At 51.8% G+C, this 24,069-nt stretch carries 23 protein-coding genes and 1 riboswitch; of the genes, 16 read left to right on the top strand and 7 right to left on the bottom strand.

Annotation, left to right across the window (positions count from 1 at the left end):
* The 4 genes from QQJ87_RS11945 to QQJ87_RS11930 all read left to right on the top strand — a co-directional run.
* The coding region (locus tag QQJ87_RS11945; protein ID WP_284281990.1) for a 16S rRNA pseudouridine(516) synthase at nucleotides 1-785 on the top strand (785 nt) is incomplete at its 5' end.
* A gap of 74 nt (nucleotides 786-859) precedes the next feature.
* Nucleotides 860-1,420: an elongation factor P gene (gene efp / locus QQJ87_RS11940; protein ID WP_284281989.1), complete on the top strand. Its 561-nt coding sequence runs from the start codon at nucleotides 860-862 to the stop codon at nucleotides 1,418-1,420.
* Nucleotides 1,421-1,488: 68 nt separating this feature from the next.
* Entirely contained in the window at nucleotides 1,489-2,526 is a 1,038-nt protein-coding gene (earP, locus tag QQJ87_RS11935) for an elongation factor P maturation arginine rhamnosyltransferase EarP (protein ID WP_284281987.1), read from the top strand.
* A gap of 95 nt (nucleotides 2,527-2,621) precedes the next feature.
* Complete coding sequence (locus QQJ87_RS11930) at nucleotides 2,622-3,290, top strand: hypothetical protein (protein WP_284281986.1); 669 nt, start codon at nucleotides 2,622-2,624, stop codon at nucleotides 3,288-3,290.
* 48 nt (nucleotides 3,291-3,338) lie between these two features.
* Here the strand turns inward: QQJ87_RS11930 and QQJ87_RS11925 are convergent, their stop codons facing one another.
* The 5 genes from QQJ87_RS11925 to QQJ87_RS11905 are packed head-to-tail and all read right to left on the bottom strand — an operon-like array spanning nucleotide 3,339 to nucleotide 7,523.
* Entirely contained in the window at nucleotides 3,339-4,280 is a 942-nt protein-coding gene (locus QQJ87_RS11925) for a tyrosine-type recombinase/integrase (RefSeq protein ID WP_284281985.1), read from the bottom strand.
* Complete coding sequence (locus QQJ87_RS11920; protein WP_284281984.1) at nucleotides 4,241-4,888, bottom strand: DUF484 family protein; 648 nt, start codon at nucleotides 4,886-4,888, stop codon at nucleotides 4,241-4,243. The genes QQJ87_RS11925 and QQJ87_RS11920 overlap by 40 nt, the downstream gene beginning before the upstream one ends.
* Complete coding sequence (gene dapF, locus QQJ87_RS11915) at nucleotides 4,885-5,763, bottom strand: diaminopimelate epimerase (RefSeq protein WP_284281983.1); 879 nt, start codon at nucleotides 5,761-5,763, stop codon at nucleotides 4,885-4,887. The genes QQJ87_RS11920 and dapF overlap by 4 nt, the downstream gene beginning before the upstream one ends.
* A 12-nt stretch (nucleotides 5,764-5,775) precedes the next feature.
* The gene (locus QQJ87_RS11910; protein WP_284281982.1) at nucleotides 5,776-6,651 is read right to left on the bottom strand and encodes a lysophospholipid acyltransferase family protein; all 876 of its coding nucleotides are present in this window, start codon (nucleotides 6,649-6,651) and stop codon (nucleotides 5,776-5,778) included.
* A complete protein-coding gene (locus tag QQJ87_RS11905; protein WP_284281981.1) occupies nucleotides 6,648-7,523 on the bottom strand; it encodes a lysophospholipid acyltransferase family protein in 876 nt (291 codons plus the stop codon). The genes QQJ87_RS11910 and QQJ87_RS11905 overlap by 4 nt, the downstream gene beginning before the upstream one ends.
* Before the next feature lie 171 nt (nucleotides 7,524-7,694).
* Here QQJ87_RS11905 and metK point away from each other — a divergent pair, with 171 nt between their 5' ends.
* The 4 genes from metK (at nucleotide 7,695) to metF (ending at nucleotide 12,089) form a co-directional block, all read left to right on the top strand.
* The gene (gene metK / locus QQJ87_RS11900; protein ID WP_284281980.1) at nucleotides 7,695-8,861 is read left to right on the top strand and encodes a methionine adenosyltransferase; all 1,167 of its coding nucleotides are present in this window, start codon (nucleotides 7,695-7,697) and stop codon (nucleotides 8,859-8,861) included.
* Between the two features lie 65 nt (nucleotides 8,862-8,926).
* A riboswitch (S-adenosyl-L-homocysteine riboswitch) is annotated at nucleotides 8,927-9,004 on the top strand.
* A 32-nt stretch (nucleotides 9,005-9,036) separates the two neighbouring features.
* Nucleotides 9,037-10,464, top strand: coding sequence for an adenosylhomocysteinase (ahcY, locus tag QQJ87_RS11895; RefSeq protein ID WP_284281979.1), 1,428 nt, complete (start codon nucleotides 9,037-9,039; stop codon nucleotides 10,462-10,464).
* A 20-nt stretch (nucleotides 10,465-10,484) separates the two neighbouring features.
* Nucleotides 10,485-11,261: a TlyA family RNA methyltransferase gene (locus tag QQJ87_RS11890; protein ID WP_284281978.1), complete on the top strand. Its 777-nt coding sequence runs from the start codon at nucleotides 10,485-10,487 to the stop codon at nucleotides 11,259-11,261.
* Between the two features lie 9 nt (nucleotides 11,262-11,270).
* A complete protein-coding gene (gene metF, locus QQJ87_RS11885; RefSeq protein WP_284281977.1) occupies nucleotides 11,271-12,089 on the top strand; it encodes a methylenetetrahydrofolate reductase [NAD(P)H] in 819 nt (272 codons plus the stop codon).
* On the opposite strand, the gene QQJ87_RS11880 is transcribed toward metF, so the two are convergent.
* Entirely contained in the window at nucleotides 12,079-12,654 is a 576-nt protein-coding gene (locus QQJ87_RS11880; protein WP_284281997.1) for a 5-formyltetrahydrofolate cyclo-ligase, read from the bottom strand. The two genes, metF and QQJ87_RS11880, sit on opposite strands and share 11 nt — an antisense overlap.
* On the opposite strand from QQJ87_RS11880, the gene QQJ87_RS11875 reads away from it, so the two are divergent.
* The 5 genes from QQJ87_RS11875 (at nucleotide 12,653) to QQJ87_RS11855 (ending at nucleotide 19,145) form a co-directional block, all read left to right on the top strand.
* Nucleotides 12,653-14,659, top strand: a complete 2,007-nt coding sequence (locus QQJ87_RS11875) for a lytic transglycosylase domain-containing protein (protein ID WP_284281975.1) — start codon at nucleotides 12,653-12,655, stop codon at nucleotides 14,657-14,659. The genes QQJ87_RS11880 and QQJ87_RS11875 overlap by 2 nt on opposite strands.
* Before the next feature lie 25 nt (nucleotides 14,660-14,684).
* A complete protein-coding gene (locus QQJ87_RS11870) occupies nucleotides 14,685-15,659 on the top strand; it encodes a complex I NDUFA9 subunit family protein (RefSeq protein WP_284281974.1) in 975 nt (324 codons plus the stop codon).
* Between the two features lie 104 nt (nucleotides 15,660-15,763).
* A complete protein-coding gene (locus tag QQJ87_RS11865) occupies nucleotides 15,764-16,942 on the top strand; it encodes an aspartate aminotransferase family protein (protein ID WP_431310102.1) in 1,179 nt (392 codons plus the stop codon).
* Nucleotides 16,943-16,970: 28 nt separating this feature from the next.
* Nucleotides 16,971-17,882, top strand: a complete 912-nt coding sequence (gene argF / locus QQJ87_RS11860) for an ornithine carbamoyltransferase (RefSeq protein WP_284281972.1) — start codon at nucleotides 16,971-16,973, stop codon at nucleotides 17,880-17,882.
* 33 nt (nucleotides 17,883-17,915) lie between these two features.
* Nucleotides 17,916-19,145 (top strand): argininosuccinate synthase, encoded by a 1,230-nt coding sequence (locus tag QQJ87_RS11855; protein WP_284281971.1) that lies wholly within the window; start codon nucleotides 17,916-17,918, stop codon nucleotides 19,143-19,145.
* A gap of 10 nt (nucleotides 19,146-19,155) precedes the next feature.
* On the opposite strand, the gene murB is transcribed toward QQJ87_RS11855, so the two are convergent.
* Nucleotides 19,156-20,193, bottom strand: coding sequence for a UDP-N-acetylmuramate dehydrogenase (murB, locus tag QQJ87_RS11850; protein ID WP_284281970.1), 1,038 nt, complete (start codon nucleotides 20,191-20,193; stop codon nucleotides 19,156-19,158).
* 51 nt (nucleotides 20,194-20,244) lie between these two features.
* Between murB and QQJ87_RS11845 the strand changes: the two genes are divergently transcribed.
* From QQJ87_RS11845 to pepN, 3 genes are read left to right on the top strand one after another with little or no spacing between them, the layout of a single operon-like run.
* Entirely contained in the window at nucleotides 20,245-20,730 is a 486-nt protein-coding gene (locus QQJ87_RS11845; RefSeq protein WP_284281996.1) for a YajQ family cyclic di-GMP-binding protein, read from the top strand.
* A 9-nt stretch (nucleotides 20,731-20,739) separates the two neighbouring features.
* On the top strand, nucleotides 20,740-21,312 hold the full coding sequence (locus QQJ87_RS11840) for a UreE family protein (protein WP_284281968.1): 573 nt from the start codon (nucleotides 20,740-20,742) through the stop codon (nucleotides 21,310-21,312).
* 35 nt (nucleotides 21,313-21,347) lie between these two features.
* Nucleotides 21,348-24,062 (top strand): aminopeptidase N, encoded by a 2,715-nt coding sequence (gene pepN / locus QQJ87_RS11835; RefSeq protein WP_284281967.1) that lies wholly within the window; start codon nucleotides 21,348-21,350, stop codon nucleotides 24,060-24,062.
* Nucleotides 24,063-24,069 lie beyond the last annotated feature (7 nt).

Below are 24,069 nucleotides of genomic sequence, written 5' to 3'. Positions count from 1 at the left end.
GCAGCAGAGAAACGAGATTATGCACATCCTTTTTAAACCTGTCAAACACTTTTGCGAAGAAAGTTGAATTTAACCGAAGCATGAAAGTACATCCGAGCGTAAAAATCCTGCAAGCACAAGGACTTGGATCCAGAAAAATTTGTGAAAATTTTTTCTGGAATTCCGAAATTTTTTGCAATGGCAAACGACTAGACCCAGAAATTGATCTGCTTAAATGGGGAGACGAGCTAAAAATAGATGGCCAAAGCTATGTTTTGAAAGAACGGCTATACATTCTGATGAACAAACCGGCTGGATATGAGACCTCTCACAAGCCCTCGAGACATCCATCCATCTTCAACCTCTTACCTTCTTATATGTTGAACCGAGGTGTTCAGGCAGCAGGCCGGCTGGATGTCGACACCACCGGCTTGTTACTTCTGTCAGACGACGGCCAGTTCATCCACAAAGTAATCAGTGGCAAACGCGGCGAACAGCATCAAATTGAAAAGATCTACCGCTTGACAGCCGACGATGTGATTCCCGACCTGGCTGTGCAAAGGCTTCTTGACGGTGTTGAGCTTGATGATGAAGAGGAGCTTATCTGTGCAAGCCGAGTTGAACGGCTTGGTCCGCGCGAAATAAGATTGGGTATCACCACCGGAAAATATCATCAGGTTAAGCGAATGATTGCGGCAACGGGCAATCGGGTTGTTCAGTTGCACAGAGAGCGGGTTGGTGCTTACACCCTTCCGCAGCATTTGAAGGAAGGCCTGTACATGGAAGTGGACCCGATGTTGTTTTGAAATCAGGCTCTTGCCACGCCGTTTACATCAAGTACAATACGAGCCTTCTTTTTTTAAAATGCGATAGTGTCACGATGAAAACCGCTCAAGAAGTTCGCCTGGGTAATGTGGTAATGGTCGGCAAGGACCCGATGGTTGTCCTGAAAACGGAATACAACAAGTCTGGTCGAAATGCCGCCGTTGTGAAAATGAAAATGAAAAACCTGCTGACCGGTGCAGGCATGGAATCCGTATTCAAGGCAGACGAGAAGTTTGAGTTGCTCGTTCTTGATCGCAAGGAAGTGACCTATTCTTACTTTGCCGATCCCATGTATGTTTTCATGGATGCTGAATACAATCAGTATGAAGTGGAAGCCGAGAACATGGGCGACGCACTGAACTACCTGGACGATGGCATGCCTTGCGAAGTGGTTTTCTACGATGGACGTGCATTGTCTGTCGAACTGCCCACCAGCGTGGTTCGGGAAGTGGAATACACAGAGCCAGCGGTTCGGGGCGACACCTCAGGCAAGATCATGAAAGCGGCACGCATCAAGCCCACAGGATACGAGATTCAGGTTCCTGCATTTGTAGAAATTGGCGACAAGGTTGAAATTGACACCCGCACGGCTGAATATCGCAACCGGGTGAAGTAAGACAATATCGCGACGCAGTCAACAGGGGGCCTTATTGCAGCCCCCTTTTTTATTGAGACTTGAAATCGGTGCAAATCGTAGTCATTTGTGATGTTCTGGACAATTTTGGGGATGCCGGCTTCTGCCTGCGCATTTCCAGGCGCCTTTGTGCTGAACAACACACTGTGACGCTGATTCACAACAACAGCGAGGCCTTGTTTACCCTGCTTGGGGATGAATCAATTGAAAGGCTCACAATTGTTCACACTGAAAGTGAAGAACTCCCGAAAAGCCTGCCGGCAGACGTTGCATTGATTCTTCATCCTTTTGGTTCATCTGAAGCCAGTGCAAACATTTCGAATACGATCGAACAACTCAAGAAGGCGTACTCACAATCGCCCTGGTTCGTCGTTGATTACCTGAGCGCAGAACAATGGGTTGAGGACTTTCACTGGACACAATCCATTTCTCCGTCGACCGGCCACAAGAGTACTTATGTTTACCCCGGCTTCAGCCGTAAAACCGGTGGCCTCATCTATGCGGACTGGCGTGAAATTGAACCACCAACAACTGAAATCGCGAACGGCTTTCAGCGGATTTTCATTTTCTGTTACACCCCTGAACGTATCAGTGAACTGATGAAAGTGGCCGATCAAAACGTTCATTTTTTCAGTGTTCACACACTGTCACAAATTGAAGAGACAGACAGCACGGACCACACGACACTGGCATTTTGCCCACAGTACCAATTTGATGAAAGACTGGCGGCACATGATTTTCTGTTTATTCGAGGGGAAGACTCTTTCGTAAGGGCTCAATTGTCAGGTCGCCCATTTGTTTGGCAAATTTACCCGACCGGGGATGGCGCCCATGAGGAAAAGCTGACGGCATTTTTCAATCTGTATGGTGCCAATTTGTCGTCTGAGGCCAGGCATGCCATGTGGTCACTCTGGCTGAACTGGAACGGACTTGACCAAACCGAGTCACTTGCGAAAACATGGAACGGCGTTCAACAGCACTACGCAGAACTGGCGAGCAACGCCATGCACTGGAGGCGCACTCTGATGAAAGGCCCCGAGCTTGTCAGGGAAATTCTGACGCACGTTTCTCCAAGCACTCCTACTTAGACTAAATTGCTGTAAATATTGGTCTCTTTTCCAAAGACGAACAAATCGACCAAAGCAGGAAACTGAATTCAAGCGAATACTTTCGGACTTGAATCATGTTTTCATTCCTGCTCTCACTCTCCCTCGGGTTTGGCGCCATTTCTCAAAGAGACCTGCCAGTGGATCGTGTGGAAAAGATCGCCCATGAGGTGATCGCCAACCTGAAGGCCGACAATCCGAGCATTGATCCGACACTCGTGGTGACCCGCAGACCTGAGCCAACTCCATTGGGAGCGATGGCTTATTCAAACGGGAGCTGTGCATTGATCATCAACACGACAGATGAAGCCTGGGCGCAGTGGGGTCGTTTCATCAATTCCGACAACACCTCAAAATGGGACGAGATCATTGCGGCGTCGATCGCTCACGAGGTAGGACACTGCATGGAAGAAGGCAAACGCTTTACTTCGAATTACGAAATTACAGGGGATACGCTTCGCGCACTGGGTGGTGTCAACACAGCCATGGGGGGCTCTCCGTCCGTGGTTTTCAAGCAGGAATTGTTTGCGGACGCGATTGCAGTGCTGTATGCAAAGGCCCACTTTGGTGAGGACAGTCAATACATCGTTGACAACCTGATTCAATCCAGAGCGCGTTTCGGCCACGATGACCCAAGCCACAATACCTCAAGGGAATTGACTGCATTCGCGATGGCCGACGACGCTGTTGCTCCACAGAACGCAACAGGCACGAATGCGGTCAAGCTGTTGGAACAAATCCATTAAGCGCCATTTCGAATGAAGGACTGCAGCGATTTAAAGGCGCGGAGCACATTATTTTCGCTTTGATCTCGGAAAAGATTCGTCGTACACCTTGGCAAGATGCTTGAAATCGAGCGAGGTGTAGACCTGCGTCGATGCGATGGATGAATGACCCAACAGTTCTTGAACCGCCCTTAAATTCTGCGATTCTTGCAATACATGGCTGCCAAAAGAGTGCCTTAACATGTGGGGATGCAAGTGAACGGGCAATTGCCTGTGTTTTGCATAGGCTGCAAGGTCTTTTTGGGCTTGCCTCACGCCGTATGCCCTGCCCTTGGCCGACACCAACAAATACGGAAATTCAGCCAGGGACACACCGTGATCCTGAAGCACAGAAGCTCTGATCGACAGCCACTGATGGATCAAATCGACCAGTATGCGAGTCAGAGGAACTATCCGCGCCTTGCCCCCCTTGCCGAGAACCTGCAATTCAGCGCGATCAACGTTGATCCATGAGCGTTGGTTCGAAGTCGTAGGTTGGGGCAACTCCAGCGCAATCGCCTCACTGATGCGCAAACCTGTGGCATACAACAACTCGATTAGAAGGTGTGCAATTGCATGAGAAAATGGGGCTTTCGGCAAAGGCCCGCTTAACAAGCCGTTGAGATGGTCCACCGACACTGCTTTGGGCAGGCGCTTCGGCAGTTTTGGCGCTCTAAGCCCCAACGCTGGGTTGCTTGCAAGGGTGCCCGCTTCATGCAGGTGTGCAAAAAAGCCACGCCAGCTGGAGAGCATCCGCGCAAGCGAGGAAGGTGCCAGACCCGAGGCATGGCGCTGAACCAACAGAGATTTCAGATGTTGCTGACTTGCCTGAGCTGGATCACCGGCGATCAAATTAAGATCTTGCCGAACCGCACTGACAGTGTGAGGACTGTATCGCCTCACCAACAGCAGATGATCCAGGTAGGCCTGAATCAGTTGGCTGCTTTGTTCAGTCGACTTAGCGCTGCACATGCCATTTCGGCCAAAGTGGCCAAAAAATCAGTTTCCAGGTTGGGGGCAAACCGATCCTTGTCGCTTGAGCCAAGACCCAGACAACCAAACGACTCGGGACTTGCACCCACCCTCAAGGGAATTAAAACGACAGAGCGAGGTTGCACTGATTCACCTTCAAACACCGCCAAGGTCGGCGCGTTCTCGGCGAATCCGCAAAACAGGCTGTTCATGGAATTGACGATGTCCACATCCGCCTGATCAACTGATTGATCTCGCCAAAGCACCAGTTTAACCATCGGCACATGAAAATGCTGACCGATGAGTTGTGTAATCAGGCTTGGAAGCTGCTCGGCATCCTGAACCATCAGCAAACGCCGCTGCACCGCTTGCAAACTGTCGATGATGGATTGATTCTCCACCGCAGCACGAGACAACTCGACCAACTTGTGCTCTAGCGCTTTGACCTTGTCTCGCATGGTCTGCATTTGTCGTTCATGCAAAGAGGCCACATTGCCGCCGGCGGAACCGGAAGGCAAATGCACAAAGGCGAGGATTCCAGGATTTTGCTTGAGAAAATCAGGATTGGCTTTCAGAAAATCGCCGACTTGCTGGGCGTCCAGACTCATAAATAAAACTCTCCTTCGTATACGGTGACTGCTGGACCTTCCATCCAGACGGGGGAATTGCTGTCTCCATCCCATTCGATGGTCAATGTGCCGCCGCGCTTGACCACAGTGACCCGATTGGAAAGCAAACCGTGGGCTATACCGCAAGTGGCTGCGGCACATGCGCCGGTACCACAAGCCAGGGTTTCACCCGCCCCTCTTTCAAAAACACGCAAATTCATTCTGTTTCGGTCGATGATGTGCATGAATCCCACATTGACCCTTTCCGGAAATCTGGGATGACTTTCCAGCGTGGTACCCACATGCTGAACAAATGCATCGCTGACGGGCGAGGACAGATTGAGGACCACATGCGGATTGCCCATGGATGCAACGCTGACCCAGAGATTTTCGGTGTGGTTACCGGTGTCTACGGGTAACTGATATTGTGCCGCTTTACCCAGTTCACGCTTTTGCAGACCTTCGGCATTGAACGGGACCCTTGCAGGATCAAATACGACTGGACCCATGTTGACTCGCACCCAGTTCTGCTCAATCCATTCAGGCTCAATGACCCCAGCCAGCGTTTCAACGCGAATGGCACGATGGGACGTCAGCTTTTTTTCAAGTACGAATTGAGCGAAGCAGCGCGCGCCATTTCCGCATTGCTGAACCTCCTGACCATCCGCATTGAAGATTCGATACTTGAAGTGATTGGATGCGTTTTCAGGCGGCTCGACAATCAATACCTGGTCGGCACCAGCCCCGAAATGACGGTCAGCCATTTTCTTGACAAGCTCAGAGGTAATGGCGATGTGGCCATCGAGGTTGTTCAAAACGACAAAGTCGTTGCCCGCTCCGTGCATTTTTGTAAAAGGAATGCGACTTGGTGTCATGGTGCTGTTTGCCTAGTAAAAGCGAGTTTGCCCAGGCGGCCGGGTTTTGAATCGCTTGTGTAACCAGAGGTATTGTACGAGATTAGTTTTAACCCATTTTTCAATGCAATGGTTAAGGTATTGGGTCGATTCGGCGTCGTCAGCCAATGGAAAGTTGCTTAAAGGGGAATGCAGTGTCACTTCATACTTGCCACCGCGAAACATCGTGGTGACCGGTATGACATCCGCATCCAGCATTCGCGAAAGGCGACTGACTGCAGTGACGGTGGCTGCCTCAACACCAAAAAACGTGACAAAGACTGAGTCTTTTTCTCCAAAATCCATATCTGGCAGGTAGTACAGAGGCCGCCCCTTTTTCATGGCTTGAATAAGGGGGCGCACACCTTGCTGGCGAGACAGCAGGAGTTGGTCACCGTATCGCTCACGCCCCTGCCTGATCACCTCATTCAACACCAGATTTTTCTGGTTGGAATACATGGTAACCATGTCCACTTCCAGGCCCAATCTTGACCATGCAGCATCCAGACCCAAAAAATGGGGAGCCAAAAAGATTCTCGATTTTCCGGGTGAATGCGCCTGGATTCTTTCGGGGTTGGTGATGACCACGCGCTCACGCAACTGAGCTTCGGTGCAGTTCCACAACCAGGCCCTGTCCAGAAAAGTGCGGACGTACAGAAACATGTGCCGAATAGTCCAGGCAAGACGCTGAGCGCGGCTGGACTCAGGAAAACACAATTTGAGATTGATCAGGGTGACATTGCGACGTTCAGCACCGAAAGCGAACACGAGGATTGCCAGCAACGCAGACACGACAAATGCAAGCAATCGATACATCGAGAATGGCAAGACATGAAGGCCAAACCAGGCGCGAATGAAAAATCGGGTCAAAGAACGGTCTCCGTCTGATTGTGATTGTCAGGCTGCCCTTTGGGCGCTTTGTATCGTTCATATCCCCAGTAGTACTGGCTGGGGTACCGCATGATAAGCGACTCCATGGCCCTGTTGATTTCAGCGGCAGCAAGATGGGGTTCTTTGCTCAAGGATTCAGGACCTTTTTCAAGAATCAGGGTAAAACCGCGCCCCCAGGGTTTGCGAATACCCAAGGCCAGAATGATCGTGGCACCGCTTGCGTGAAAAAGACTTGCAGGCAAGGTCATGGTGTAAGCCGTTTTGCCGAACATGGGTGCCCAAACACCCTCCTGATAATTGGGCACTTGATCGGGCAACATGCCCACTGCCTCGCCGCGACGAAGCGCTTTCAAAAGAACTTTAACTCCCGCCAGTGTTGTGGGCGCAATGGCCACATTCTCGCGCTTGCGGCTTGCTTCGATGATCTGCTGCAATTGCGCATTGCGATTGGGCCGGTAAAGCACGGTAATCGGCGCACGGGCAGAAAACACCTGCGCCGTGGACTCAAAACTGCCCAAGTGCGGCGTTAGAAATATGATGCCTTTGCCGGCGCGCTGGGCGGCCTCAATAACCTCCCATCCGATGTAATCAGTGCAAGATGCTGCCCCTTCAGCGGTGGTTCTTCCCCACAAAAAGGGCAGCTCAAGAATGGCCTTTCCCGCCTGCCCGACAGACGAGTGAACGACCCTTTTACACAGTGCAGGGTCAGGGTAAGCCACCGAGGCATGGGCGAACATTTTGCGGCGATAGGAGGGGGATAAAGTGTAGATGGCCCACCCCAGAGCCGAACCGAAAGCGTGAAGAGCCCAGAGCGGCCAGCGTGACAGAAAGTAGAAAAGTAAACGGATCATCCAGTTGGTCTAGTCAGTCGTTTTGACATTTAGCGCAGATGTTGTATATTAATTGCGTTCGCTGAGTTAACACGACAACTTGCGGGGCGAACTAAAAATAAATCTGCTAAAGCGTCGCCGAGCTCCACAGATTGTGTACCGGCTTCGCCGTATCAACCTTGGAGTTTTTTTATGTCTAACGATTTTCTATTCACATCCGAATCTGTCTCTGAGGGCCACCCAGACAAGGTGGCTGACCAAATTTCAGATGCCATTCTGGATGCCATTCTCGAACAAGACCCTACAGCGCGAGTTGCTGCTGAAACTCTGACCAACACTGGTTTGGTGGTCATGGCGGGTGAAATCACGACCACAGCCCAGGTCAACTACATCGACGTGGCCCGGGAAACCATCAAACGCATCGGGTATGACAATTCCGATTATGGGATCGACTACAAAGCCTGCGCAGTCATGGTTTGCTATGACAAGCAAAGCCCTGACATTGCCCAGGGCGTTGACAAGGCACACGATGACAATCTGGACCAAGGTGCGGGTGATCAGGGCTTGATGTTTGGCTATGCTTGCCGTGAAACGCCTGAACTGATGCCGTTGCCCATCAGCCTGGCTCACAAGTTGGTGCAGCGCCAAAGCCTGCTTCGAAAAGATGGCCGTTTGAACTGGTTGAGACCCGATGCCAAATCCCAAGTCACAGTGCGGTATGTGGATGGCAAGCCAGATTCGATCGACACGGTGGTTTTGTCGACACAACATCACCCTGACATCGCACTTGCGAACCTGCGCGAGGCTGTGATTGAAGAAATCATCAAGCCCGTATTGCCCAAAGAACTCATCAAAGGCGACATCAACTTCCTGGTGAACCCCACTGGGCGCTTTGTGATTGGCGGCCCGCAAGGGGACTGTGGCTTGACAGGCCGCAAGATCATCGTGGACACCTACGGGGGTTCAGCACCCCACGGCGGCGGTGCATTTTCCGGCAAAGACCCCTCCAAGGTGGACCGCTCGGCAGCTTACGCGGGCCGATATGTGGCCAAAAACATCGTGGCCGCTGGTTTGGCGGAACGATGCCAGGTGCAGGTCAGTTACGCGATTGGCGTGGCAAGACCGACATCGATCACGGTAAACACCTACGGCACCGGGCGTATTTCAGATCAGGCAATTACTGAGTTGGTTGCGGCGCATTTCGACCTCAGACCCAAGGGTATCGTCAAGATGCTGGACCTCTTGCGTCCGATCTATGCAAAAACTGCCGCTTACGGCCATTTCGGCCGTGAAGAACCAGAGTTCACCTGGGAAAAAACAGACCGAGCCGAGGCTTTGCGCGCTGCTGCAGGCCTTTAATCGTTGCTTCGGGGGCAGGACAATTTGTCTACGCCCCGAAGTCACGGGAAACTGATAAAATTCAAAAATTCGAGGAGCGTTGCGACATTGGGTTTACCTGATGCTAGGCTCGAATTCAAAATAAACAACGGCGCTCACGCTTCTTTCTTTTTTGGACTTTTTAAAGGAGGGCGTGATGAACGCTATCGCCAAACCCGTAACAGCCTCTGGTGCTGAAGACTTCAAGATCAAAGACATCAGCCTTGCTGATTTTGGACGCAAGGAAATTGCCATTGCTGAAACCGAGATGCCCGGCCTCATGGCTATTCGCTCGGAGTACGCATCTTCCAAACCACTCAAAGGCGCACGCATCACCGGGTCATTGCACATGACCATTCAGACTGCGGTTCTGATTGAAACCTTGGTGGCGTTGGGCGCCGAAGTGCGCTGGGCATCTTGCAACATTTACTCCACTCAAGACCATGCCGCCGCCGCCATTGCTGCCGCAGGCATTCCGGTTTTTGCGGTTAAAGGCGAAAACCTGGTTGACTATTGGGATTACACACACCGTATTTTTGAATGGGCGGACGGTGGCTACACAAACATGATCCTGGATGACGGTGGAGACGCCACATTGCTGCTCCACCTGGGCACCAAAGCTGAAAGTGACCAGTCGATTCTGGACAACCCTGGCAGCGAAGAGGAAGTTTGTTTGTTTAACGCCATTCGCGCGACACTGAAGAAAGACCCAAAGTGGTATTCCAAGCGCCTCAAAGAAGTTCGGGGTGTGACCGAGGAAACTACAACTGGCGTTCACCGCCTTTACGAAATGCACAAGAAGGGCGAGCTCGCCTTCCCCGCGATCAACGTGAACGACTCAGTCACCAAGTCCAAATTCGACAACCTGTATGGTTGCCGTGAATCACTGGTGGACGGTATCAAGCGAGCCACCGACGTGATGATTGCCGGCAAGGTCGCCGTCGTGGCCGGTTACGGAGACGTGGGCAAGGGCTCAGCCCAGGCGCTTCGTGCATTGTCTGCGCAAGTTTGGGTGACAGAAATTGATCCGATTTGTGCGCTGCAGGCTGCGATGGAAGGCTACAAAGTGGTCACCATGGACTACGCCTGCGACAAGGCGGACATCTTCGTGACCGCCACTGGCAACAAAGACATCATCACGCACGATCACATGATCAAGATGAAAGACCAAGCGATTGTTTGCAACATTGGGCACTTCGACAATGAAATCGACATCGCCAGCGTAAAAAAGTACCGTTGGGAGAACATCAAACCCCAGGTTGATCACATCATCTTCCCGGACGGCAAGCGCATCATTATGCTGGCTGAAGGTCGCTTGGTGAACCTGGGTTGTGGAACTGGTCACCCCTCGTTTGTGATGTCTTCGAGCTTTGCCAATCAGACCATCGCGCAAATTGAGCTGTGGACCAATGCTGACAAATACCCGGTAGGCGTTTATGTGCTGCCCAAGCACCTGGACGAAAAGGTTGCACGCTTGCACTTGCTGAAGATTGGCGCACAACTCACCGAACTGAGCCCATCTCAGGCGGCCTACATTGGCGTGCAATCCGAAGGCCCTTACAAGCCTGAGCACTACCGCTACTGATATTTGCCTGCCATTTAATCTTGCGCGCCGACCTCGCCCTGGTGAACCGAAACCTGTGCACTTCACGTGCACAGGCACAGGACATGATCTCCAGGGGCCTGGTTTGCGCCAGGTTTGGCACCCAGTTTGAGACCGTTAAAAAAGCGTCGCAAGGCATTGAAGCCCACGTTGAACTGAAGCTGCTGGATGATGCGGCTGGCCGCTTCGTCTCGCGTGGTGGCGTCAAGTTGTCGGGCGCCCTGCAACACACCGGCCTGAATGTCGACGGATTGCGATGTCTGGATCTCGGGCAGTCCACCGGAGGCTTTACGGACTGCCTGTTGCAAGCAGGCGCATTGAGTGTTGTGGGTATTGATGTGGGCAGAGATCAATTGCATCCAAAGCTCAAGAACCATCCATCGGTTCTTTCGTTGGAAGGTGTCAACCTGAAAACGGTAAACGTCGAAGAATTAACGACACGCATGCTGACAGCGAAACCCGACTGCCTGCCTTTTGACCTGGTAGTGGCTGATTTGTCATTCATCAGCCTGGAGAAAGTGCTTCACAATGTGGCCAGTCTGATGGATGTCGGCAAACAGGCACTGCTTTTGGTCAAGCCGCAGTTTGAACTAGGGCCAGCCGCACTGGGGAAAAGCGGAATCGTGAAAGACCTACAAGGTCACCTACCCAGCATCAAGCAAAATTTGGGAATACGATGTGAAAACTGCAAGCTAGAGCTACTTGATTTTTTTCCCTGCTCTATTACTGGCGGCGATGGCAACCAAGAATATTTCGCGCATGTGCGCAAACAAAATTGACACCAAAACATGAACATCAGTTTCGAATTTTTTCCTGCGAAAACCGCCGAAGGCGCTGAAAAGCTCAAAGAGGTTCACCGCCGACTGGCCGAAAGAAGCCCCGAGTTTTTTTCGGTGACTTTTGGTGCGGGCGGATCTACACAGGCAGGCACACTGACGACTGTCCTAGATATTCAACGGGCGGGCTCGGAGGCGGCCCCCCACCTGTCTTGCATTGGCTCAACAGAAAGTGAGCTCCGCGAGCTGCTACTGGAATACAAATCGCACGGCATACGACGGCTTGTCGCATTACGGGGCGATTTACCCTCCGGCATGCTGTCCTCCGGTTCATTTCGATACGCCAGCGAACTGGTCAGCTTTATTCGTCGAGAAACCGGTGACCACTTTTTCATTGAGGTCGCGGCTTACCCCGAAACCCATCCACAGGCAAAAAGCCCTACAGACGACCTAAAGGCTTTTGTAAACAAGGTCAAATGCGGCGCAAATTCGGCAATAACCCAGTATTTCTTCAACACCGACGCATTTCTCTATTTCAGGGACAAGGTCAAGGCAGAAGTGGACATACCGCTCATTCCGGGCATCATGCCAATCACCAATTACAGCCAGTTGGCGCGCTTTTCAGACGCCTGTGGCGCTGAAATTCCTCGCTGGATCCGAAACAGACTTCAAAGTTTTGGTGACGACAGGGACAGTATTCGGGAATTCGGTCTTGAAGTGGTTGCGTCAATGTGCAACAAGCTGGTGAATGAAGGCGTTGACGGACTGCATTTTTACACGATGAACTCCGCAGACGCGACGCTGGCCATTCTGGACAGAATCAAGCCGTAGGGGCTGTTTTCATAACGCGTGTGGGGGTGACAACAAAGGACATCAAGCGATCGTGTTTTTCTTGAAACCGAACAGCAAGCTCAGACCAGTCGTAAGCCACACCGATCGTGTACTTGGGCATTGATTTTTCAAGCGTTCTGTCGTACCAGCCTGCGCCATAACCCAGCCTTGCACCGTCTCGGTTAAAGCCGACGCAAGGCAGTACCAGGCAGTCTGGAACGACCTGCACTTCACGCTGTGGGGTGGGAATCTGATACAGACCCGATACCAGGGGATCTCCCGCCTTGAACTGAAGAAAATCCAGCCAGCGATCGGGTCCTTCTACCCGACAACGCGGCAAGCACCACTGAACCTTGTCTAACGTTGTACTTTCGCAAATTGCCAGCAAATCGGGCTCTTGCTTGATCGGATAGTAAAGCGCAACCGTGCAGACATCCAGCGATTGGAGTAAAGTGATAAGCGCTTGCTTGATCAAGATTGAATCAGCCTCAATTTGCCCGAAATTCAATGACAAGCGGCGATTTATCAGATTTTTTCTAAGTTCTATTTTATTGATGGGATTCATGCTCATAAAGCCCGCCAGATTCTTCAAGCCGTACAGTGTCTTCCACAAGTTGATGGCAGTTGCCCTGCTCGTACCCACGACGGCCATGGCAATTTCATTCAGTGGACCTGACAACACTTTACAGCGAATCAAGGATGCTTATGCTCAAGGCGATGTACAGACCTTCAATCAGCTTACCTCGCAGTTGCCTAAAAACAGTCCGTTCAAGCCCTATGCAGAGGTTTGGGCATTTCGTTTAAGCCAACGTGGAAAGACTCCGACCCTATCGGACGATCCCGACGACGATCCGACGGTCTGGTCGGCGGGTGCTGTGATCCCCGTGCTTCAAGCCAGTGAGAACAGCTGGCCTGCTGAACAATTGCGACGCCAGTGGCTGGGGCAACTTGCACGCGCTGGAAAGTGGGAACGCTACCAGCAACAACGTGCATTGCTGAGGTACAAACCCGACCAGGATGTCCAGTGCGCAGACATGTTGCTGTCAGCCGACCAAGGCGAAGTGGTCAAAAGCGACGTCATGGTGGTTTTGAATACGGATCAGCGACTGCCAAAGACATGCCGAGTCATGCTGAAGTCTTTCTATGAAAGAAAAATTGTGTCGGCTGACCTTCTGGACCTTCGCATTCTCAACCTTGTGGCCAACAACCAGTTGACCAACGCGCTTGCCTTTGTCGATGAACTTCAAGACACGCATTGGGGTAAATACATCGACAAAGACCTGTTGCACACGGCCATTTTCAAACCCGAGCAATTCCTTAAAAACCAAAAAAAGTACTCGGCAGAGAACGACCTCTATCTGGCCAGTGCGTTGGCACGTCAGACCAGAAGCGATCCAGATGGTGTTGCTGAAGGGTTGCAATTGCAATTCGGCAAACAGCTTTCAGACACCAACAAGGCCTGGTTGTGGGCCGAAATTGGTTATCGGGCCGCCCTGCAATGGGACAAACGGGCTGAAGATTATTATTCATTCAGCAATCCGAAGGTCATGAACCTTGAACAGCAGGAATGGAAAGTCAGAGCCGCCTTGTTCAATGAGGATTGGTCTGCCTTGATTCAAGCCGTCAAAGAATTGCCCGCTGATCATCAAAATGACGCCGTGTGGCTGTATTGGACCGGCCGTGCTTTGGCTTCGAAAGGACAACTTGACCAGGCCCGCATGAACTGGATCCGGATTGCAAGACCCTTCACCTTTTACGGCAAGCTGGCTGAGGAAGAGCTCGGGCAAACCATCGGCACTGCCCCCAAACCCAAATTCGTCACGGCCGAAGAATTAAAAGAGGCCAAAAACAATGCAGGCTTACAACGTGCACTTGCGTTGTACAACGCGGGCTTCAGAACTGAAGGATTTTGGGAATTCAATCTGCAAACCGCGCAGATGAATGATCGACAACTGCTGGCTGCTGCAACCTGGGCCAACAACAACGAGCTGTACGATCGAGCGATCGCCGCCGCAGACAAAACACAAGACGAGCACGACCTGTACTTGAGATACCTGACGCCCTACAAAGACAACATGGAAGCCCAAACCAAAGCCATCGGTATTGATGCTTCATGGGTGTATGGCCTGATTCGACAGGAATCCCGTTTTGTCACGATTGCGAGATCAGGGGTAGGGGCAAGTGGCTTGATGCAGATCATGCCGGCAACAGCAAAGTATGTGGCCAAAAAGATCGGATTTGGCCAATTTTCCAAGGCGGATCTCAACGACATTGATTCAAATTTGTTGTTGGGTACCAGCTACCTGAAAATGGTCTACGAAAAGCTGGACAACTCCCCTGTGCTTGCTTCAGCCGGATACAATGCAGGCCCCGGTAGACCGGCAAGCTGGAAAAAACGATTGGGCAATCGCGCCATGGAGGGTGCGATGTTTGCAGAACTGATCCCGTTTGACGAAACACGCGAATATGTCAAAAACGTGATGTCCAATACCGTTGCATACTCTCTGCTTCTGAATAACTCCTCTATTTCATTGAAAGAGAGGCTGGGTATCATCCGTAATACCGATTAACGATTTCACAACTTCATTTTCAAACATGAGCAGACCGAAGAATATCCTGATCATCGGAGGTTCTGGCTTTCTGGGCCAGTCCGTCTGCAACCAGCTCGCCGCACAAGGCCACCGACTGACGGTACCGACCCGCAGGCTGGACAAGGGCAAACACCTTTCCATGCTGCCAACCTGTCAGGTTGTCAAAGCCAATATCCATGACCGCGCGACACTCGGCAAGCTGGTGACAGGGCAAGACATCGTGGTGAACCTGCTGGGCGTATTGCACAGCAAGAAAGGCAAACCTTATGGACAATCGTTCCGGGTCAACCACGTGGAATTTCCAAAGGCGCTCTGCTCGGTCATGTCGAAGCATGGCGTCAATCGACTGGTGCACATCAGCGCACTGGGTATTGGAGTACAAAACCCGGCACCGTCCATGTACCTGAGATCCAAAACCGACGGCGAAGCCATTGTAAAAGACAGTGGTTTGGCATGGACCATTCTCAGACCCTCTGTCGTTTTCGGGCCAGCGGACAAATTTTTAAACACCTTCGCAGCCTTGAGCCGTCTGTTTCCAGTTATTCCATTGGCTGGGGCCAAAACGAAATTTCAGCCCGTCAGTGTTCATGATGTGGGTGCAGCGGTTGCGAAATCGGTGGCCGACGAAGACAAAATAACTGTTCATACAACCTTTGATCTGGTTGGGCCTGAAACATTCACACTGGCCGAATTGGTGGCCTTGGCTGCGCATGCAGTGGACAAATCACCTTTGATCATCCCGATTCCCAACGCTGCCGCCAAGCTTCAAGCGTTTTTTATGGAATTGCTGCCCGGAGAGCCCGTCATGAGCAGGGACAACGTCGATTCCATGAAAATCGACAATGTAAGAACCTCAGGCCGGATATTTCCCCTTGAAAGCTATCAAACGTTGTCAAAATTGGCACCTGACTGGATTCGATCCAGATTCTTACCGTCTGAACTCGATTCCTTTAGACAGTCTGCACACCGCCAGGGCTAGCCCTTAAACCTTGATTTATCGTACAATTTCGTTCTGCATGATACGCAGCTTCTGGCTGCGTTTCATTTTTTATAAGTCCCGTTAATTTGATTGCGAGCATTACCTTGACTGATCATCTGATGAAAACTTATTCGCGTCAGCCCATTGCTTTTACGCACGGGCAAGGCGCTTGGCTGTGGAGCACGGACGGCAAAAAGTACCTCGACGGATTGGCAGGCATTGCAGTCAACGGGCTTGGGCACAATCATCCAAAGCTGGTCAAGGCAATCGCCGATCAGGCGGCGCGCCTCATTCACACGTCCAACCTGTACGGAATCGTAGAGCAATCGGCATTGGCCGATGAGGTATGCCGCTTGTCCAACATGCAAGAGGCATTCTTTTGCAATTCAGGTGCTGAAGCCAATGAGGCTGCCATCAAACTGGCGCGCCACTACGGCTACAAGCGCGGCATCAACAACGCCAAAATCATCGTGATGGAACGCGCCTGGCATGGCAGAACGCTTGCCACACTGGCGGCAACAGACAGCGAAAAGGCCAAGGTCGGATTTGGTGAATTGCCGGGGGGATTCGTTCGTGTGCCCTACAAAAACATGGCAGCCATTGAACAGGCCAAAGCCGAAAATCCTGAAATTCAGGCTGTGTTGCTGGAAGTTCTCCAAGGTGAAGGCGGCATCAACATTGCTGACGCAGATTACCTGCGCACCTTGCGTCAGTTTTGCTCCGACAACGGCTGGCTGCTCATGATCGATGAGGTGCAAAGCGGCATAGGCCGAACCGGCAAATGGTTTGGATTTCAGCACGCCGACATACAACCTGACGTCATCACTTTGGCCAAAGGCTTGGGTTCAGGTGTACCCATTGGCGCCTGTCTTGCAGCTGGGCCCGCATATCAAGTCATGGGCCCGGGCTCGCACGGCACCACATTCGGAGGCGGACCGCTGGTTAGCGTGGCAGCGCTCACTACCCTTCAGGTCATGGCCGAAGAAGGATTGCTTGAGCACGCGACGGCCATGGGCCAATTGATCAGAGCAACCCTGACACGTGAACTTGCGGGTGTTGCCGGTGTGCGCGAAATTCGCGGACGTGGCCTGATGATTGGAATTGAGCTACTGAAACCCTGTGCCGAACTGGTCGCGATTGCACGTGACAAAGGCCTGATTATTAACGTGACCCGAGACAATGTGGTGCGCTTATTGCCACCATTGGTGATTCAACACGAAGAAGCGGAATTGCTGGCCACTGAGCTTGCGCCCATCATTCGGACGTTTTTGCAAACGCCGTAAATGGTGCAGGAGGGGTATGGAGCAAAAAATGACAATAAAACACTTTCTAGAATTCAATGACATTACGCGCGATGAATTTGATTATTTGATGAATCGCACCCGCGACATCAAAGCCAAATTCAAACGCTACGAGCCTTACTATCCTCTTCAAGATCGAACTTTGGTCATGATTTTTGAGAAGGCATCGACCAGGACACGACTCAGTTTTGAAGCAGGTATGCATCAACTTGGCGGATCGGCAATCTACCTGAACACCCGTGATTCCCAGTTGGGGCGCGGCGAACCTGTGGAAGACGCCGCCCAGGTCATCTCAAGGATGTGTGACATCGTGATGATCCGAACCTACGAGCAAGAAATCGTCGAACGGTTTGCCAATCATTCACGAGTGCCGGTCATCAATGGCCTGACCAACGAATATCACCCATGCCAAACACTGGCCGATATTTTTACCTTCATCGAACATCGGGGGGATATCCAGGGCAAAACCGTGGCCTGGGTGGGTGACGGCAACAACGTTTGCGCAACCTGGTTGCAGGCCGCCGAATTGCTGGACTTCAAGGTCAACATTGCTACGCCAAGTGATTACAACATTGACGTCAGCAAGGTGAATATCAAAGGCACCCATCATGAATGGTTTGCGGACCCGATGAAAGCCTGTGAGGGCGCCGACATTGTCACCACCGACGTGTGGACCAGCATGGGCTTCGAAGACGAAAACAAAGCCCGACGCAAAGCATTTGCCGATTTTCAGGTTGACGCAGAAATGATGGCAGTGGCAAATCCTGAAGCGGTTTTCATGCATTGCCTGCCCGCGCACCGGGGTGAAGAAGTCAGTGCAGAAGTCATCGACGGCCCACAAAGTGTGGTGTGGGATGAGGCGGAGAACCGGCTGCACACACAGAAAGCCCTGATGGAATTTCTGATGCTTGGACGTAAATGAACTTAACTATTTTCAATTGAAGACACGAGAAACATGAGCGACGTTAAAAAAGTAGTACTGGCCTACTCAGGTGGTTTGGACACCTCTGTGATTTTGAAATGGCTGCAAGACAATTACCAATGCGAAATTGTGACTTTCACGGCAGACTTGGGTCAGGGAGAAGAACTGGAACCTGCGCGTCAAAAGGCACTCAAGTTTGGTATCAAACCTGAGAACATTTTCATTGACGACTTGAAAGAAGAATTCGTCAGGGATTTCGTGTTCCCCATGTTCAGGGCAAACACCATCTATGAAGGTGAATACCTGCTGGGCACTTCGATCGCACGCCCCTTGATCGCCAAGCGGCAGATCGAGATCGCAAACCAGACCCAAGCGGATGCGGTTTCTCATGGCGCCACAGGCAAAGGCAACGATCAGGTTCGATTCGAGCTTGGTTACTACGCCTTGCGTCCCGATATCAAGGTCATCGCCCCTTGGCGGGAGTGGGATTTGCTGTCGCGTGAAAAATTGCTGGCCTACGCTGAGGCGGCCGGTATCTCTATCGACATGAAACACCGCAACGGTGGAGCCCCCTACTCCATGGACGCCAACCTTTTGCACATCAGCTACGAAGGCCGTCACCTTGAAAGCCCGAAGGCTGAAGCCGAAGAGAGCATGTGGCGTTGGACTGTAAGGCCGGAAGACGCGCCTGACGCCCCCGAGTATCTGGATCTCGAATTCGACAAGGGTGACATTGTTGCCATCAACGGTGCACGAATGACCCCCGCACAAGTGTTGACACACTTGAACGAAGTGGGTGGGAAGCACGGTGTTGGTCGACTGGATCTGGTCGAAAACCGCTATGTCGGCATGAAGTCTCGCGGCTGTTATGAAACACCCGGCGGTACCATCATTTTGAAGGCTCACCGTGCGATTGAATCAATCACGCTGGACCGCGAAGTGGCCCACCTGAAAGACGATTTGATGCCCCGCTACGCCAGCCTGATTTACAACGGCTACTGGTGGGCACCTGAACGCGAGGCGCTTCAAGTGCTGATCAATCACACTCAGGCAGGTGTGAACGGCTGGGTTCGCGTCAAGCTGTACAAAGGAAGTGTCACGGTGGTTGCTCGAGACTCGAAAAACACACTGTTTGACGAACAGATTGCAACATTCGACGACGATGGTGGCGCTTACAATCAGGCCGATGCCGCAGGCTTTATCAAGCTGAACGCCCTGCGCTTGCGTATCGCCAAAAATGCGGCCAATAAACGCGGCGGCTAATTCAAATTGATCAGCATGGAACCGGCTGCCCAAGCAGATTGGGCTCCGGTTCCAGCATGACACCAAACTTCTCAAAAACCCGTTGCTTGACAGTTGAAATCAACTGCAGCAGGGCTTGCCCATCGCCCTCGCCTTCATTGACCAGAATCAAGGCTTGTTGTCTGTAAACAGAAACACCCCTCACCTTGACCCCTTTCAATCCACACTGATCGATCAGCCAACCTGCAGCAAGCTTGAATTGGCCATGCTCTACAGGGTAAACGGGCACGCCGGGATGATCGAGTTGCAACTGTGCTCCGCACCTTTCATCGACAATCGGATTTTTGAAAAAACTGCCACTGTTGCCCAACACTTCTGGATCTGGCAATTTTGAGGTCCGAATGTCAATGACAGCTTGCATGACATTGAAAGGATGAAGAAACCCAATAGACGCCACTCTGGCAGCAAGATCGCCGTAATTCAAAACGGGGTTCCAGACGACTGGTAATGCAAAGTGAACCGCCGTAATCACCCAATGCTGCGGCCCTCGAGCCTTGAAAAGGCTGTCCCTGTAGGCAAACTGACATTCAGCCGCAGACATGAAATTGACCGTTTCTGACTGAACATCAAACACTTCAACCCCGGCAATTCGATCTTTCAACTCCAGCCCGTAAGCGCCAATATTCTGCACCGGGCTTGCACCCACCGCCCCCGGAATCAGGGCCAGGTTTTCAAGGCCAGGCCAACCCATGGCCACGGTCCATTCCACGAGTTCATGCCAATTCTCCCCGGCCATCACGCGCAAATGATGACAGCTCTCGCGAACTCCCAGGTAACTTCGGCCACGCATTCTCATTTGCCACACGGTGTGTGCAGGCAAATCGGAGAGAAACACGGTGTTGCTGCCTTCCCCGAGCAACACGACGGGTTCACCGCGGCGAACCTGGACGGCGTAGGCCCTCAAATCGTCCGAATTGCAGATGGATCGAAAGTGCCCGGCCCGAGCTGGCAGGTGAAAAGTGTGCAGAGGTTGAAGATCAACTTCAGCGGGAATCAGCGAGGGCGACATTCGGCAGGTCCAAAAGATTACAATAAAGCATTATGTTGGAAGGAAAAAACTATGCCGTCTTTTGATGTGGTCTGCAAACCAGACCTGATCGAAGTGCGTAACGCCGTGGACCAGGTCAACAAAGAAATCTCCAATCGTTTCGATTTTAAAGGCTCTGACGCCAGGATAGAACTGGCGGAAAACATTTTATATCTCTTCGCTGATGACGATTTCAAGCTTGAACAGGTTGCTGAGGTCATGCGCAGCAAATTTGCGAAGCGCAATGTGGATGTCCGTTTTCTGACCTTTGACAAAAAAGAAAAAATTTCCGGTGACAAACTCAAGCAACATGTATTGATTAAAAACGGCTTGGACAAAGACCTGGCCAAACAAGTGGTCAAGGAAATCAAAGACAGCAAAATGAAGGTGCAAGCCAGCATCCAGGGCGACACTGTGCGCATTCAGGGTGCAAAACGGGACGATCTGCAAAACGCAATTGCATTGCTCAAAAAGAATGTCACAGACACCCCTCTCGGGTTTGAAAATTTCAGGGATTAAGCAACACTCATGGCACACGATCACCATCACGAGCATCACGACCACTCGCACCACACCCACGAGGGGCCCGTGTTTAACAAAGTCATCAAGTCAAGCCAGAAAGTCGCTTCGGTTTTGCTCAAGAATGCAAAAACCGTAGAACTGACCTTCGATCAACGGCAAGAAGTACCACACGATTGCGTGGCTGTTGATGGAACACAACTTGTATGCCACATCGAAGATCCTGTTGAAGTGGGTGATCGACTTATTTCGTCTGCCAACGATTGGCTGATTGTTGCAGCGGCCTCTGAGGATCTTTTTCAGGTGCCAAGACAACAGGCCAACGTGGAAGAATTTTTGCACGTCGCGGGCCTGAGCATGTGGCCCGTACAGTTGCTTGATGACTCAATCCTGCTTGTTGCCAGTCATGATTGCATGCACATGCTTGAGCATTTTGGCTTGAGCTTCACGCAAACCCAGGGTCCTATCGTCGAAATCAGTGTGCCAGAAATCAAACATAACGATTGCTGCGGCCATGATCACGGCCATGACCACGATCATGCTCACCACCACGACCATCACGACCACAAGCACGACCACTGATTGATTCAATGGCCTCGCCAAGGATGCAGCACTGAATGAAAAATCCACAAAGCGCAGTAACCCATTACCGCAAAGACTATTCAACACCGAACCACCGAATAGACCGCACGCTGCTCGAATTTGATCTGGATGCAGAAAGCACTCTGGTTAAAAGCAGACTGGATTTTTCACCTTGGCATCTACAACAAGCTGAGGGCCTGCCAATTGTTCTGGATGGTGAGGATCTGCAACTGGAATGCGTCACGCTCGACGGAAAATTGCTGGATGAATCGTTGTACCAGCAGACCGACACCCAGCTGATCATCCCCAACGCGCCAAAGCAAGGCACACTTGAAATTGCGGTTCGTATTCGACCATCTGGCAATACACGTCTGGAAGGTCTGTACATGTCCAACGGCAATTTTTTCACCCAGTGTGAAGCGCAGGGTTTTCGCCGCATTACCTACTTTCCGGATCGACCAGACGTATTGAGCCGGTTCACAGTTACACTTCGAGCCGATCAGGCTGCTTACCCGGTCACATTGTCGAATGGAAACCTGATCGACAGTCAGAAGTTGCCCGATGGAAAGCACCGGACCGTGTGGGAAGATCCTTTTCCGAAACCGGCCTACCTGTTTGCGCTGGTCGCGGGTCAGTTTGTCTGCCAAGAAGAATCCATCACAAAATCCAACGGTCAACCTGCCTTGCTGCAGGTCTGGGTCGAACCCGGCAACCTCGACAAAACCGACTTTGCCATGCAGAGCCTTAAGCACGCCATCGAATGGGACAGGCAACGATTTGGCCTTGACCTTGATCTGGACCGCTTCATGATTGTGGCCACGGCCGACTTCAACATGGGGGCGATGGAGAACAAGGGGTTGAACATTTTTAACACCAAGTTCGTGTTCGCCAACCCTCAACTGGCCACCGACATTGATTTCGAAAATGTGGAAAGTGTGGTTGGCCATGAATATTTTCACAACTGGACGGGTAATCGCGTCACCTGCCGGGACTGGTTTCAGCTTTCCCTGAAAGAAGGTCTCACCGTGTTTAGAGATCAGGAGTTTTCAGCCGACATGCTTGCCAAAGGGCTTGATGCACAACAGGCGGCATCTGCCAGGGCCGTGAAACGCATCGATGATGTGAAGGTGCTGCGTGCAGCGCAATTTCCTGAAGATGCGGGCCCCATGGCACACCCTATACGACCCGACAGCTATCAGGAAATCAACAACTTCTACACCGTGACCGTGTACGAAAAAGGGGCTGAGGTCATTCGGATGCAACACACACTGTTGGGCGAGGAGCAGTTTCAGCGGGGTATGCGCATCTACTTTGACAGACACGATGGTCAAGCGGCCACTTGCGAAGACTTTGTGGCTGCCATGGAAACGGCTCTGCAAGAAATCAAGCCCGATCAAGATTTAAAGCAATTCCGACACTGGTATTCTCAGGCAGGCACACCCAATGTATCGGCGAGCTGGCATTACAAGGCCGATGAATCTGAATTGGTTTTGACGCTCAAACAAAGCTGCGCACCAACACCCGGTCAAGCTGAAAAACCGGCGTTTCACATTCCGGTGAGAATAGGTCTGGTCAGCAACACAGGCCTTGACCTGCCTCTGCAGCTCAAAAGCCCCAAAAACGCCTTATCGGGTGACATTCTGAATTTCACCGAAACGGAACAAGTATTTGTGTTCCAAGGTGTTGCAAAGGGCACGGTGCCCTCACTGTTTCGCGGATTTTCCGCCCCTGTGCAGGTTCGAGCCGAGTACAGTCTCGAAGAACTGGTTTTCTTGGCGCGCCATGACAATGATCCGTTCAACCGGTGGGACGCTGGTCAGCAGGTATTTACGCAAGCCATCTTCGAAATCTACCAATCTTCCGGAGACACCTCAGGCAAACTGGTTCAGGCCGCCAATCTCATGATGGCCGACCTCCTTGAAGACCCCAGCCTGTCGGATGGCTTCAGGGCTTTGGCGATCGCTTTGCCCAGCGAAAACACCTTGTTTGAACTGTTTGACGGACTTGTAGACCCCGTTGCCCTGCATTTTGCACGGCAAACCTTGCGTGAATACCTCGCTGCGTGCAATCAGGGCCCCTTGCTCAAACTCTACCAAGCTAGAGCAACCCATACGGAACGTTATGAGTACAACGCCGTGGCGGCGGGCAAACGGGCTTTGAAAAATGCCTCTCTTGCCTACCTGACCGTCGATGAACCGGGTCAAAGCCTCGCTCGAAGTCAATTTCTTTCAGCTGACAACATGACCGATCGCCTCGGTGCGCTCAATCTTCTTGCCCACAATGCGGAAGACGCTCAAAGCGAACTGGACCAGTTTTTCAATATGTTCCAGAAAGAAGCACTGGCACTGGACAAGTGGTTCATGACACAAGCGACGACGCCCGCCAGCCATCCAGCCGGCAATCCATTGGAACGCATTCAAGCCTTGCTGAAACACCCGGCCTTCAATCTGAAGAATCCAAACCGGGCACGCTCTGTACTCGCAGCATTTGCCATGCAAAACCCCAGCGTATTTCATCAACACACGGGCGTGGGTTATCAGCTTTGGGCTTCTCTGGTGATTGAACTCAACGCCATCAATCCTCAAGTTGCTGGACGCATGGCCCGCGCGCTGGACCGCTGGAGCAAATTGACTCCAAGCCTGCAGACGCAGGCGCGTGCTGCGCTCGAGAAGATCAATGCCCACGATGGATTGTCACCCGATGTGCATGAAATCATCAGCAAGGCACTGGGTGCCCTGCCAGCACACTAATTCATAC

This window comes from Limnobacter litoralis, assembly GCF_030160455.1.
Taxonomy (GTDB): Bacteria; Pseudomonadota; Gammaproteobacteria; order Burkholderiales; family Burkholderiaceae_B; genus Limnobacter; species Limnobacter litoralis.
This window is presented reverse-complemented; position numbering and strand designations above follow the sequence as displayed.